This window comes from Mesorhizobium sp. M0854 (assembly GCF_040319815.1).
Lineage (GTDB): Bacteria > Pseudomonadota > Alphaproteobacteria > Rhizobiales > Rhizobiaceae > Mesorhizobium.
Window position 1 is genome coordinate 192039 of the sequence record NZ_JAMYOL010000004.1, and the last position, 12675, is coordinate 204713.

The 12675-nt window shown below is 64.4% G+C and carries 11 protein-coding genes; 6 read left to right on the forward strand and 5 right to left on the reverse strand.

Annotated elements, in window-relative coordinates; genetic code table 11:
- Nucleotides 1-148 precede the first annotated feature (148 nt).
- The 4 genes from NKH99_RS09375 (at nucleotide 149) to NKH99_RS09390 (ending at nucleotide 3002) form a co-directional block, all read left to right on the forward strand.
- Nucleotides 149-646, forward strand: a complete 498-nt coding sequence (locus tag NKH99_RS09375; protein WP_352921575.1) for a prolyl-tRNA synthetase associated domain-containing protein — start codon at nucleotides 149-151, stop codon at nucleotides 644-646.
- An 85-nt stretch (nucleotides 647-731) separates the two neighbouring features.
- Complete coding sequence (gene trxA / locus NKH99_RS09380) at nucleotides 732-1724, forward strand: thioredoxin (protein ID WP_353013740.1); 993 nt, start codon at nucleotides 732-734, stop codon at nucleotides 1722-1724.
- Nucleotides 1725-1887: 163 nt separating this feature from the next.
- A complete protein-coding gene (locus tag NKH99_RS09385) occupies nucleotides 1888-2559 on the forward strand; it encodes an LON peptidase substrate-binding domain-containing protein (protein WP_353013742.1) in 672 nt (223 codons plus the stop codon).
- A gap of 203 nt (nucleotides 2560-2762) precedes the next feature.
- On the forward strand, nucleotides 2763-3002 hold the full coding sequence (locus NKH99_RS09390; RefSeq protein ID WP_023675986.1) for a Trm112 family protein: 240 nt from the start codon (nucleotides 2763-2765) through the stop codon (nucleotides 3000-3002).
- A 42-nt stretch (nucleotides 3003-3044) separates the two neighbouring features.
- Here the strand turns inward: NKH99_RS09390 and NKH99_RS09395 are convergent, their stop codons facing one another.
- Genes NKH99_RS09395 through NKH99_RS09405 form a run of 3 tightly spaced genes read right to left on the reverse strand, consistent with a single transcriptional unit; the run spans nucleotide 3045 to nucleotide 8831 of the window.
- Nucleotides 3045-6341, reverse strand: a complete 3297-nt coding sequence (locus NKH99_RS09395) for an error-prone DNA polymerase (RefSeq protein WP_353013744.1) — start codon at nucleotides 6339-6341, stop codon at nucleotides 3045-3047.
- Nucleotides 6338-7816 (reverse strand): DUF6504 family protein, encoded by a 1479-nt coding sequence (locus tag NKH99_RS09400; protein ID WP_353013746.1) that lies wholly within the window; start codon nucleotides 7814-7816, stop codon nucleotides 6338-6340. Before NKH99_RS09400 ends, NKH99_RS09395 begins: the two co-directional genes overlap by 4 nt.
- Nucleotides 7749-8831, reverse strand: a complete 1083-nt coding sequence (locus NKH99_RS09405; protein WP_353013748.1) for an ImuA family protein — start codon at nucleotides 8829-8831, stop codon at nucleotides 7749-7751. The genes NKH99_RS09400 and NKH99_RS09405 overlap by 68 nt, the downstream gene beginning before the upstream one ends.
- Nucleotides 8832-9014: 183 nt before the next feature.
- Between NKH99_RS09405 and NKH99_RS09410 the strand changes: the two genes are divergently transcribed.
- On the forward strand, nucleotides 9015-9437 hold the full coding sequence (locus tag NKH99_RS09410; protein WP_023680515.1) for a metallopeptidase family protein: 423 nt from the start codon (nucleotides 9015-9017) through the stop codon (nucleotides 9435-9437).
- 288 nt (nucleotides 9438-9725) lie between these two features.
- Here the strand turns inward: NKH99_RS09410 and NKH99_RS09415 are convergent, their stop codons facing one another.
- Nucleotides 9726-9932 carry a DUF1737 domain-containing protein gene (locus tag NKH99_RS09415; RefSeq protein ID WP_023680516.1) on the reverse strand — a complete coding sequence of 69 codons (207 nt, stop codon included), beginning with the start codon at nucleotides 9930-9932 and terminating at the stop codon, nucleotides 9726-9728.
- A gap of 28 nt (nucleotides 9933-9960) precedes the next feature.
- Nucleotides 9961-10842, reverse strand: coding sequence for an HpcH/HpaI aldolase/citrate lyase family protein (locus tag NKH99_RS09420; RefSeq protein WP_353013750.1), 882 nt, complete (start codon nucleotides 10840-10842; stop codon nucleotides 9961-9963).
- A gap of 278 nt (nucleotides 10843-11120) precedes the next feature.
- Here NKH99_RS09420 and NKH99_RS09425 point away from each other — a divergent pair, with 278 nt between their 5' ends.
- Nucleotides 11121-12671 carry a DUF4153 domain-containing protein gene (locus tag NKH99_RS09425; RefSeq protein ID WP_352770347.1) on the forward strand — a complete coding sequence of 517 codons (1551 nt, stop codon included), beginning with the start codon at nucleotides 11121-11123 and terminating at the stop codon, nucleotides 12669-12671.
- The last annotated feature ends 4 nt before the right edge of the window (nucleotides 12672-12675 follow it).

Below are 12675 nucleotides of genomic sequence, written 5' to 3' on the forward strand. Positions count from 1 at the left end.
TTCGTCGGCAATGCGGACAAGCCTCCTGCGAGACGTCGCAAGGCAATCGCCCCCGCGTTGCGCGACGGGCTTGTCTTGGCCGCATCATTGGCCGTAAACGGCGTTAGCCGAACAAGCCGTTGAAAGCGGGCCATCAGAAGAAAGACCCATGCCGAAGACCGAAGCCGAACTTTTCGCCTTTCTCGCCGGACTCGGGATCGAGGTATCGACGCGGCGGCATCCGCCGCTGTTCACGGTCGCCGATTCGCAGGCGCTGCGCGGCGAGATTGCCGGCGGCCATACCAAGAACCTGTTCCTCAAGGACAAGAAGGACAATTTCTTCCTGGTCAGCGTCGGCGAGGAGGCGGTGGTCGATCTCAAGCATATACACCATCTGATCGGCGCTGGCGGGCGCGTGTCCTTCGGCCGGCCGGAGATGCTGATGGAGCTTCTCGGCGTCGTCCCGGGCGCGGTCACGGTGTTCGGGCTGATCAACGACACCGAGCGAAGGATCAAGGTCGTGTTGGACGAGGAGCTGATGAGCCATGCGGTGGTCAATGCCCACCCGCTGACCAACGAAGCGACGACTTCCATCGCTGCCGCGGACCTGGTCAAATTCGTCGAGGCAACCGGACATGATGCTGTTATCTTGAAAGTCTCGGCATGATCGCCACATGGGTGACTGAAACCGGGTTCTAAAGAAGGATGTTGCGCCCGTCCCTTGGCCGGCGGCGCGACCGAAAGGCGACGAGATGAGTGATAGCAACCCCTTTGGCGGCCCATTTGGCAGCAATGGCGGCCGGTATGCCACCACCGTGCAATATGGCGGCACCGATGCCGCGCGTGAGAAGGTCGCGCTTGCGGAGGCGCCGGCCGACGTCATCAAGGACACAACGACCGCTGGATTTGCCGCCGACGTGATCCAGGAATCGCGTCACCAGCCGGTGCTGGTCGATTTCTGGGCGCCGTGGTGCGGCCCTTGCAAACAATTGACGCCGCTGCTGGAGAAGGCGGTGAAAGCCGCCGGTGGCAAGGTCAAGCTGGTCAAGATGAATATCGACGACCATCCATCGATCGCCGGCCAGCTTGGCATCCAGTCGATACCGGCGGTCATTGCCTTCAAGGACGGCCAGCCGGTCGACGGCTTCATGGGCGCCATTCCCGAGAGCCAGATCACGCAATTCATTCAGAAGGTCGGCGGCAAGAACAGCGGTGCGCCGCAAGTTGCCGAGGCGCTGGCCGCGGCCGCCGAAGCGCGCGACGCCGGGGACGTGCAGACGGCGGCCGACATTTACGATGCCATCCTGGAACAGGCGCCGGAGACGATCGAGGCGATCGCTGGCTTGGGCGATCTGCTGTTCGAGGGCGACGATGCCGAAGGTGCCGAGGCGGTGCTGGCGCGGGCGCCGGAAGCAAAGAAGGATGCGCCCCAGCTCGCCGCGCTGCGGGCCAAGATGGCGCTCGCCGCGCAAGCAGCAGTGCTCGGCAATCCGGCGGAACTGGAACGGCGGCTGGCCGAAAATCCCGGGGATCACCAGGCACGGTTCGAGCTTGCCATGATCCAGAACGCCAAGGGTGATCGCATGGCGGCGGCCGACAATCTGCTGGCGATCATCAAGGCCGACCGCTCGTGGAACGACGACGGCGCCAGAACCCAGTTGCTGCAGCTCTTCGAGGCATGGGGCATGACCGACGAAGCAACGCTGTCGGCACGGCGCAAACTGTCGTCGCTGCTGTTTTCCTGAGCCGGCGCAGACTGTTTTGTCGCGCGGGCTTGCGGTGGGCCGCGGCTGCGCCAGATTAGGTTTTCGGACGGCGTTCGATTTCAGGTTTCCGGTGTTGCGCCTTGTGCCGGCCGGGAGGAGACGGATTTGGTGCGCTTCCTGACAAAGCGATCGGAGGATTGAGGTGCAGGCGGGAAACGCGCATTACCGGCTCGCTGCGGACTTACCGTCGACCATGCCGATCTTTCCGCTTGAGGGCGCATTGCTGCTGCCGGGAGGCCGCATGCCACTCAACATCTTCGAGCCGCGCTATCTGCAGATGGTCGACGAGGCGATCGCCGGGCCGCGGCTGATCGGCATGATCCAGCCCAGCCTTGACGGTGCGCTGCGTCCCAACGGCGAGCCGGAGCTCTGCAATGTCGGCTGCGCCGGGCGCATCATTGCGCTGTCCGAGAGCGGCGACGGCCGTTACCTGATTTCGCTGCAGGGCGTGTGCCGGTTCCGTATTGTCCAGGAGCTCTCGGTCAAAACACCGTTCCGGCAGTGCCGGTTGGCACCCTTTCTCGCCGATCTCGACGAGGAGCAGGCAGACGCCGAGATCGACCGGCCGGCGCTGCTCAAAGCGTTTCGCGCTTATCTGCAGGCTAACGATCTGGAGGCCGACTGGGAAAGCGTCAGCCGCGCCGAAAACGCCATGCTGGTCAACGCACTGTCGATGATGGCGCCCTACGGGCCGGCCGAGAAACAGGCGCTGCTCGAAGCGGCCGATCTGAAGACACGCGCCGAGACCCTGATCGCCATCACCGAAATGGCGCTGGCGCGCGACAATGAGGATTTCGGTTCGAGTTTGCAGTAGGTTCTTGCCTTCTCCCCTTGTGGGAGAAGGTGGATTGGCGCGCAGCGCCAAGACGGTTGAGGGGTGCTGGACGGAGTGTCGTCGGTGCCAAGCTGGAACACCCCTCATCCGACCGAGCTTCGGCCGGCCACCTTCTCCCACAAGGGGAGAAGGAAGTTCGCGCTCGAAACCTTAACCCGATTGCCCTGTGGAAGGACAACCAAATGGCGGATGGACGTGACGGGAACAGGACTGTCGACCCCAAGCTGCTGGAACTCTTGGCCTGCCCGCTGACCAAGGGGCCGCTTGCCTGGGATCCGGAGCGCGGCGAGCTTATCTCGCGGGTGGCAAAGCTTGCCTATCCGGTGCGGGACGGCATTCCGATCATGCTGCCATCGGAAGCGCGTGTCATCACCATAGATGATGCCATGCCACCGCCGCCGCGCCTGGGTGGAACACCCTGAGTGCTGCGGTTCAGAGCCGCTCCGTCGCGATCTTTCGCGCCTCTATTGAAAATTGCGCCCTTTGGGCATGACCTTCTCTGCCTTTCCCAATAGTTCCGTTTGCGCGATGCTGCCAGGCTGAGCCTCGTCTGCACTGTCCGCAGGCCTTGCCTGCTCAAGCAGCACCGACAGCCACGGCGTCAGATCCTCGACCTTCTCGGCGACGATATGGATGACGTCCGATTCCGATTGCAGCTTGCCGGTGACGCGGATGAGACGCGCGCCCATGACGATGGGGCGGAAGCGGTCAAAAGTCCTTTCCCAGAAAATGATGTTGGCGACCGCATTCTCGTCTTCCAGCGTCAGGAAAATCGCCTTGCCATTGCCCGGCCGCTGTCGCACCAGCACGAGGCCGGCGACCGAAACGCGCCGGCCGTCCCGCACCTGGCCGAGCCGCACATTGGGCGTGACGCCGGAACGATCCAGCCTTTGACGCAGGAAGGCGACCGGGTGCGCCTTCAGCGACAGGCCAAGCGAGCGGTAGTCGTGGATGACGTGCTCGCCGAGCGGCATTGTCGGGAGCCTGGTTGCAGGCTCCAGATCGCGCAAGCGGATCGCCGGCTGGTCGAACAGCGGCAGCTTTTCGGCGGCACTCTTGCCGTCGAGCGCGCGGACCACCCATAGAGCGTCGCGACGGTTCAATCCAAGCGACCGGAAAGCGTCGGCCTGCGCCAGTTTTTCGATCTCGTCGACGTTGAGGCCCGAGCGCAGCCAGACGTCGCGTACGGATGCATAGCCGGCGCCGCGCCTCGACACAAACGCTTCCATGCGCTCCTTCGACAGGCCCTTGACCTGGCGAAAGCCGAGCCGGACGGCATGGCTGGTCCGGATGACGCCGCGCATCTGGGCATGGCGGTCAAGGATACGATCCGGATCGAAAGGCGATTTCTCCAAGGCGCAATCCCAGCCGGAAAAATTGACGTCGACCTCGCGGATCTCGACGCCGTGGTCATGCGCGTCGCGGACAAGCTGGGCCGGCTGGTAAAACCCCATCGGCTGGGAATTCAGGATCGCGGCGCAGAACACGTCGGGATAGAAGGTCTTGAACCAGCAGGAGGCATAGACCAGCAGGGCGAAGGAGGCGGCGTGGCTCTCGGGAAAGCCGTATTCGCCAAAACCCTCGATCTGCTTGAAGCAACGCTCTGCGAAGTCTTTTTCGTAGCCCTTGGCGACCATGCCGTCGACCATTCTCTTGCGGTAATTGCCGATCGTGCCGGTGCGCTTGAATGTCGCCATGGCGCGGCGCAGTTCATCGGCCTCGCCCGGCCTGAAGCCGCCAGCAACGATGGCGATCTTCATCGCCTGCTCCTGGAACAGCGGCACGCCCAGCGTCCTGCCGAGTATTTTTTCCAGTTCCGGCTTGGGATATTCGGGTTTTTCCTTGCCTTGCCGGCGGCGCAGATAAGGGTGGACCATGTCGCCCTGGATCGGGCCGGGCCGCACGATCGCCACCTCGATGACGAGGTCGTAAAAGCTTTTCGGCCGCAGCCGCGGCAGCATCGACATCTGCGCGCGCGATTCGATCTGGAAGACGCCGATCGTGTCGGCACGGCAGATCATGTCGTAGACATACTTGTCCTCGGCAGGCAGAGTGGCCAGCACATAGGGCAGGCCGTACTCGTCCCGCGCCTGCGGATAATGATCCTGGAGCAGGGTGAAAGCGCGCTGCAGGCAGGTCAGCATGCCGAGCGCCAGCACGTCCACTTTAAGGATTTTCACCGCGTCGAGATCGTCCTTGTCCCACTCGACCATCTTGCGCTCGTCCATCGCCGTCTTGACGATGGGCACGATCTCGTCGAGCCGGTCCCGGGTGATGACGAAACCGCCGACATGCTGCGACAAATGACGGGGAAAGCCCATGATCTCGTTGGCGCATTCGATCACATGCCTTGTCGATGGATCGGTCTGATCGAGGCCGCCGGCCTTTGTCTCCTTTTCGCCGAGCTCCGAGGTCGACCAGCCCCAGATCGAACTGGACAGCGCGCCCCGGACGTCGTCCGACAGGCCCATCGCCTTGGCCACTTCGCGCATCGCCGAGCGGCCCCGGTAGCTGACGACGGCGGCGGCCAGCGCGGTGCGCTTGGTGCTGTATTTGGAATAGATGTACTGGATGACCTCCTCGCGCTTTTCATGCTCGAAATCGACGTCGATGTCGGGCGGCTCGTTTCTTTCCTCGGAAATGAAGCGCTCGAAAAGCGTTTCGATCTTGTCCGGGCCGACTTCGGTGATGCCAATGCAGAAGCAGACGATCGAGTTGGCGGCAGAGCCGCGCCCCTGGCAGAGAATGTTCTGGCTGCGGGCGAATTTGACGATGTCGTGGACAGTCAGGAAATAGCGCGCGTAGTTCAGGCGCTCGATCAGAGCGAGCTCCTCCTCGATGCGCTGCGTCACAAAAGCGGGCACGCCCGAGGGGTAGCGGATGGCGGCTCCCTCCTTGGCCAGCCTTTCCAGTTCGGCCTGAGGCCCAAGACCCGATTCCGTCGGCTCGTCGGGATAGTTGTATTGCAGGTCACTGAGCGAGAAGGTCAACTCGCCGGCAAAACGCAGCGTTTCCGCCAGCGCTTGCGGATGCCTGCGGAAAAGCCGTGCCATCTCCAGCGGCGGCTTTAAGTGACGCTCGGCATTGGCCGCCAGCTCCAGCCCCACCTCAGCGACGGGCACATTGAGGCGGATCGCCGTCAGCACGTCCTGCAGCGGGCGCCGTTCCGACGTATGGTAGAGAACATCGTTGGTCGCCATCAACGGGATGCCGGCCAGATCCGCCATCGCCGCCGCCTGCTCGATACGGAAGCGGTCGTTGCCGCGGTAGTCCGGCGAAACCGCAAGCCGCAGGTTTTCACCGAAACGATCCTTGAGCCGGCTAAGGAGTGCGAGGCTGGTTTCCGCGTCCGCCGACAGATCCGGCAGTATGGCGAGCGACAGGAGATCGCCCCATTCGAGAAGATCGCTCTGTTTGAGGAGCGTCGCCCCTTTTTCGTTCTCGTCACGCAGATTGGCCTGTGTCAGCATGCGGCAGAGATGCCCCCAGCCCTTGCGGTCCTGCGGGTAGGCGAGGATGTCCGGCGTGCCGTCGCAAAAAACCAGGCGGCAGCCGGGATGATAGGAAACACCCTCCACCTTGGCCTGCTGCCAGGCGCGCACCACGCCCGCCACCGTGTTGCGGTCGGCGAGACCGATCGCCGAAAACCCCAGGAATTTTGCCGCGACCACCAACTCCTCCGGTTTCGAGGCACCGCGCAGAAACGAGAAGTTCGACTGGATGCCGAATTCGGCATAGGGGTTGGCCGTCAGCGCATTCATGCGAAGATCCCATGCATGAACCAGCGCGGCGAGGGCTGCGAGGCGCCGTAAAGGCCCTGGCGATAGAGCCAGTAACGGCGGCCGTCGGCATCCTCGATGCGGAAATAATCCCGGGTCGGGGCATCTTCTCGTCCCGCCGCCCCTCGCCACCATTCCGGCGCGATGCGCTCCGGCCCTTCGGCGCGCGCGACCCGGTAGAGCGCGCGCCGCCAGCGGAAGTTCAAAGGCGGGCCTTCCGGCATTTCGGTGGCCGGCACCTCGATCGGCTCGGGCGCACGGAAAAGCCGGATCGGCCGTTCCGGCTGGAAGACGGTCGTGGGAGCGTCCTTCGCCTTGTCCGGCTGCTTCGGCGGCGAGCTTCTCTGCGGCGCCTCCGTGAAGGGAAGGGTGACGACGGCGCGCTCCGGCAAATGGCTCTCGACGGCGACCGGCTTCAAGACCGCGCCTTCGCCGAGCCGGGCGCGAATGCGGTCGGCAAAAAGCGCGATATCGGCACCGTCGTCGCTCGTCTCGCCGGCAAGGTCGGCCTGCTGCATGTCGAAGGTGGCGGCGGTCAGCACCGAAAGGCGAACGAGATCGAAGCCATAGCCGGCGTCGATATCCTGTTCGAGCGCGGCAAGCCTTTCGTGGAACAATTTCTGGATCAGCCGCGGCTCGCGCAGAGGCCGCGAGGTGCCGACGGCGATGCGGCTGACGCCGCCATCGACGCGGAAAAGCAGCAGCGCCAGCCGCCTTGCGCCTTCGCCGCGACGCTCGAGGTCGCTCTTCAAGGTGGTCGCCAGCATGCCGGTCAGCCGCTCGATGTCCTCGGTCAGCATGATCGGCTCGGCAAGGTGACGCTCGACCGAAAGCGGTGCCACCGGCAGGCGCGGCGACACGGCCTCCTCGAGGCGGCCAAGCGCCTGGTCGAGGCGCAAGAGCAGCGATGCGCCGAAGCGGCGGGCCAGCGGCGCGCGCGGTGCCGCCATGACGGCGCCCGCCGTGCGCAGGCCGACGCTTTCGAGGCTGGCGCGTACCTCCGGGTCGATGCGCAGCGCCGCCAGCGGCAAGGGCGCGAGAAGCGCTTCCTCCTCACCATCGGGCACGATGCGGTCGCCAGCAAACCGCGCCGCCGCCCAGGCAGCACCAGGCGTGGCGGCAAGCCCGGCGCGGACATCGAAGCCCTGATGGAAAAAACGCGACAGGATATCGTCCAGCATCGAGCGTTCGCCGCCGAAAAGATGGGTGCAGCCGGTGACGTCGAGATAGAGGCCGTCGGTCCCGTCAAGCGCCACCAGCGGGGTATAGCGGTCGCACCAGTCGGCGAGGCCTTCGAGCAGGCGCCGGTCGGCCTCCGGATCGGCCTCCACGATGTCGATCGAGGGATGCATGGCGCGTGCGTCGGCTATGCCCATGCCGCGCTTCAGATTAAGCGCCTCGGCCCGCTCGTCGAGGGCGGCGATGCGCTGGGCGTTCCGGTCGCGGTGACTGATCACCAGCGGCAGGTGATCCGACGGCCGGGAACGCCAGGACCGCCCCAGACGCTGCCGCAGGATCCTCTCGGCGGCGAGATGCGGAAACCACAGGGATAGGATTCTTTGGCCGTTCTGGGGCCCATTCCTGAGACCTTCCTTGCTCGCCCCGTCTTTCTTCGAATATGCGTTCATCGGGGTTCCACTCCAGTGTGAATTTTCCGGACAAGGCCGTGCGGCTCTTGCCGATGGCGACGGTGAAGGCGGGCCGGCCGATCGAGCCGGCGAGCGGCCCGGCAAGCGTCTTACGCGTTGCCGCCGGTGCCGCCGACAGGATGAGGCGGACGGGCGCTGCCGTCGGTTCGGGCTCGCCGGCCTGGCGCAGCAGGAACAGCGGCCGGCCTGCACTCTGCGCGCGGGCGTGCAGCCGCCGCGTCGCGGTGAGGTCAAGCCGCTGCGGGCTGCCGCGGATTTCGAGGATGACGGCGGCCAGCGCCGTCATCCGGGCAGCCTCCTCGGCGATCCACAGCGCATCGAGCAGCCTTGGCGCCTCGGAAAACAGCAATTGCTCCGGCTCGATGCCGAAGAAGGCGTGAAGCCCCCTGGCATAGGGAAAGCCGGCCTCGCGGAAAACCTCGGATGTGCCGATCCAAAGCACCGGCAATCGCGGCCCCTGGCTGAGGATCAGGCTGACGAGCGACAAGGCAAAACCGGCAACGGCCCCGGCATCGCGGGTCGCGGCGCCATGAAACTCGCTCACCGCCGCCTTCGGCAGGCCGCCGCTCAGCGCGGCATCGAGGCGCTCGGCGCCGGTGCGCAAAAACGCATCGGGCGGCGCCACGGCAAGGCCGCGCCGGACAATGGTCAGATTCCGAGCGGGTGTCGGATGCCGAGAGGGTGTCAGACTCTGACGAGGGACATCCGCGTCAAACGACGAACTGGCCGGCGCCTCCAGGCGCTCGGGCAAGGTCCCTTCGATCTTCGCGATCTGGCGGCGCAGGGCAAAAACAGTCTCCCGCGCCACGGCGCTTGTCGCCATGACGGTCAGCTTCCACTCACACTTGTTCCTGTTATGTTCTCTAGGATTCCAGAGGTCGCCCGAAGAGTCAAGCGGAGTCATGGGGAATTTATTCCTGTAGTGGGGGCATGGCACGGGCACTCCAGCCCGACCATTTGCCGAGTCCGGCCTGAAAGCCTATATGCCGGGATCAAAGGACAAAGCATGGCTCGCATCTACCAAACACGCATCTGGCACGACCAGCTTTCGCCAACGATGGAGGAAATCGAGCTCCTGGCGCTGGAGGCCTATGCCCATCTGCCGGAGGACTTTCGCAAGTTGACCGGCGAGATCGTCATTCAGATCGCCGAATTCCCGACCGACGAGATCATGGACGACCTTTCGCTGGAAACGCCCTTCGACCTGCTCGGCCTGTTCGAGGGGCGCGGCATCGCCGAGCGCTGGAATCCGCAGACCGGCGAGGGGCCGAACCGCATCACCCTCTATCGTCGCGCCATCCTCGACTACTGGGCCGAGAACGAGGAAACGCTGGGCGACATCGTCACCCACGTGCTGATCCACGAGATCGGCCACCATTTCGGCCTGTCGGACGACGACATGGAGAAGATCGAGGAAGCAGCAGAGTGAGCGACCCCGCTCCTCGTCATCCTGGGGCGGAGCAAGGAGCGAAGCGACGCGGCGCAGACCCCAGGATCCATGCCGTGATAGTGATGCAGTGCGCCGGCGGCGCAGAACCGACCGCTCATCATCCCGTTCTGGGTAACGGGCTATCCCGATCGGTGGTAGCTCACACTAATCCTGATCCGCCGTGCCCTTCGGCAGAGGTAACGGCATGGGTCCTAGGGTACTCCGCGACGTCGCTTCGCGACTGCTACGCCCTAGGATGACGAAGGACGAGCGCTTCAGCGAACCTCCCTACCAGTCGCTGAGCTTGGTGTCGGGGCCGTATTCCTGGCCCTCGATGTCCTTCACCACGGCCTGGCCGCAGCGCATGGTCTTGGCTTCCTGGTCATAGGCATAGGTCGGCGAGCCGAACAGGTGCCAGCCCTTGTTCAACGCCGCCGTCACCTTGTGGCAGAAGCTGGCATCGTCCGGGCCGGACAGAAAGCGGTAGAGTTTCATTCTTCAATCCCGTCGTCAGTTACGTTAGTCATGCGCGAACAGCGGCGGCCTTCGCCAGCAGTTTTTCGGCCTGCGCCAGATGCAGTCGCTCGACCATCTTGCCGTTCAGCGCAACTACCGCCCTACCGGTATTTTCGGCGAGCGCGAAGGCATCCTTGACCGCGCGCGCCTCGGCCATTGCTTCGGGCGACGGTGCAAAGGCGCGGTTCGCGGCTTCGATCTGAGCCGGATGGATCAGCGACTTGCCGTCAAAACCCATGGCGGCCGCTTCCGTGCACTCGCGCGCAAACCCGTCCATATCGCGAAAATCATTGAAGACGCCATCGAGCAGGTCGAGGCCGCCGGCACGCGCCGCGAGCACCATTTGCATCAGCCATGGAACGAGATAGCGCCGGTCGGGCGTGGCGAGAATTCCGGTGTCCTTGACCAGGTCATTCGTTCCGGCAGCGAAACAAGCCAGTCGAGAGGCCGGATCGCGGCCGAGCTCGGCAATCGGCCCAATGTTGAGCAGCGCCTTGGGCGTCTCGATCATCGCCCATAGCTTGACTTCGTCGGCGATAAAATTGTCGTCGAGCACGTCGCCGGCCTCGAGAATGTCGCGCGGCGTGTCGACCTTGGGCAGCAGGATGGCGTCGGGCGTGCATTTTGCCGCGGCCAGCAGGTCGGCGCCGCCCCATTCGCTCGACAGCGCATTGATGCGCACCACCATCTCGCAGCGCCGGTTGGAACGGCCGGCGAAAATCGCCGCCAGCTTTTCGCGCGCGGAAGGCTTGTCGGCCGGGGCGACGGCGTCCTCGAGATCGATGACGACGGTATCGCAGGCCAGCGATTGGATCTTGGCCAGCGCCTTGTCGTTCGAAGCCGGGATGTAAAGCACCGAGCGGCGCGGGCGGTAGCTTTCGGTGGTCATCTCCGATCTATGCCGTCTGCAGCCGGCCGAGGCAAGCCGTGCATAAAAACTGCACGCAATTTCGGAAAATCTCCTCGTCTCCGCCCCGCTTGCCACCCGACCGGATGCGACAAGCGCGGCATGCAAGAGCAAACGAACTCCCGTTGGTCCCTGCCGTACCGGCTTCGCCGCGAAAGCTGGTGGCTCGTCGATCCGCCCCGGACTTCGGTAAACCTCCTTCCTTTCGTCCGGAAATCCCCGTCCACCGGCCGCATCAAAGCCGCCGAGAAAGCCCGATCATGATAGTATTCCTCCCGGCGGCGCCGAGCTATTGCAACCGCTTCGGCGTTGCCGTCCTGCTCGTCGCGCTGGCCGATTTTTTCTTCTATGGCCAACCGGCGGGCATCACGCTTTTCCTGTTCGGCGTTGCGATTGCCGCGGCGAGCATGGCTCTCCATCCTCTCGGCTCCTTCAACGATGGCAAATTCTGGTTCAAGCCGGTTGCGCTGCTCATGGCGCTGCTGCCGCTTGTGGAAAATGTCAGCGCACTGTCCGTCTCGATCGCGCTGGCGGGGCTGGCCATCTTCGCGCTTTCACTGGCCGGACGGTTGCGGCGCGGCCTTGCCCGTATTGCCGGCCAACTCTCGCTGTTCCTGGTTGCAACGCCATTTCGGCTCGTTCTTGATTTCTTCCGCTGGCGCACGGCGGCGCGGCGGCTTGGCCGGCGGCGCGTGCGCCTTGCGGCGATCGCCGTCTGGGTCATGCCGCTGGGCCTCGGCGCAGTGTTCCTCGCGCTGTTCGGCGCCGCCAATCCGGTCATCGAATACTGGTTTTCGCTGATTGATCTCTTCGCCCTGCTCAACCTCATGCAGTTGCCGCGTCTTGCCTTCTGGCTATTCGCGCTCGCCGGCGTATGGGCCTTTCTGCGGCCGCGCCTGCCGCGGCTTCTCCGGCATATTCCCCGGTTGGGAACGCCTGCCAGCACACCGACGAGGCCAGCCATAAGTCCCACGATCGAAGACATCGTCTTCGGCAAGGCCGCTATCCTCCGCGCGCTCGTCGTCTTCAACATCCTGTTCGCGGTGCAGAGCGCACTCGACGCCACCTATCTGTGGGGCGGCATCGCGCTTCCCGACGGGCTGACCTATGCCGCCTACGCGCATCGCGGCGCCTATCCGCTGATCGTCACGGCGCTGCTGGCCGCCGGCTTCGTGCTGGCGGCGCTGCGGCCGGGAAGCGCGACCTCCGGCGATCCGCTCATCCGCCGGCTGGTTTATGCCTGGGTGGCGCAGAACATCCTCCTGGTGATCTCGTCGATCCTGCGGCTCGATCTCTATATCGGTATCTATGCGCTGACCTATTGGCGTGTCGCTGCGTTCGTCTGGATGGGGCTGGTGGCGGCGGGCCTTGTCCTGATCATGGCCCGCATCGCGCGCGAAAAGTCCAACGAATGGCTGCTTGCCGCCAATCTTCTGACGCTATCGGCGACGCTCTATGCTTGCTCGTTCATCAACTTTGCCGCGCTGATCGCCAACTACAATGTCGACCATTGCTTCGAAATGACCGGCCAAGGCACCCAGCTCGACGTCTGGTACTTGCGCTCGCTCGGGCCCGGCGCCTTGCCGGCGCTCGATCGCTTCGTCCAGCACCAGAGCAGGACGGTTTCCGCGGAGGATGCCTCCATCCGCGAACTCGCCGGCTGGTATGCACAGGACGAAGCACGCTTCCGCGCCGGCCAGGAGAACTGGCGGGGCTGGAGCTTTCGTGACTGGCGGCTCAACCGCGCCCTCGACAGGCGTGGCCCGTTCGTGGTTCCTCCGATGTCCGAACCCTTCATGCCGGGCCGCTGATTTG

What these genes read in the sequence shown, in the direction of transcription:
- NKH99_RS09375 (WP_352921575.1), top strand. Translation starts at nt 149, where the DNA reads ATGCCGAAGACCGAAGCCGAACTTTTCGCCTTTCTCGCCGGACTCGGG.
- trxA (WP_353013740.1), top strand. Translation starts at nt 732, where the DNA reads ATGAGTGATAGCAACCCCTTTGGCGGCCCATTTGGCAGCAATGGCGGC.
- NKH99_RS09390 (WP_023675986.1), top strand. Translation starts at nt 2,763, where the DNA reads ATGGCGGATGGACGTGACGGGAACAGGACTGTCGACCCCAAGCTGCTG.
- NKH99_RS09395 (WP_353013744.1), bottom strand. Translation starts at nt 6,341, where the DNA reads ATGAATGCGCTGACGGCCAACCCCTATGCCGAATTCGGCATCCAGTCG.
- NKH99_RS09405 (WP_353013748.1), bottom strand. Translation starts at nt 8,831, where the DNA reads ATGGCGACAAGCGCCGTGGCGCGGGAGACTGTTTTTGCCCTGCGCCGC.
- NKH99_RS09410 (WP_023680515.1), top strand. Translation starts at nt 9,015, where the DNA reads ATGGCTCGCATCTACCAAACACGCATCTGGCACGACCAGCTTTCGCCA.
- NKH99_RS09415 (WP_023680516.1), bottom strand. Translation starts at nt 9,932, where the DNA reads ATGAAACTCTACCGCTTTCTGTCCGGCCCGGACGATGCCAGCTTCTGC.
- NKH99_RS09420 (WP_353013750.1), bottom strand. Translation starts at nt 10,842, where the DNA reads ATGACCACCGAAAGCTACCGCCCGCGCCGCTCGGTGCTTTACATCCCG.
- NKH99_RS09425 (WP_352770347.1), top strand. Translation starts at nt 11,121, where the DNA reads ATGATAGTATTCCTCCCGGCGGCGCCGAGCTATTGCAACCGCTTCGGC.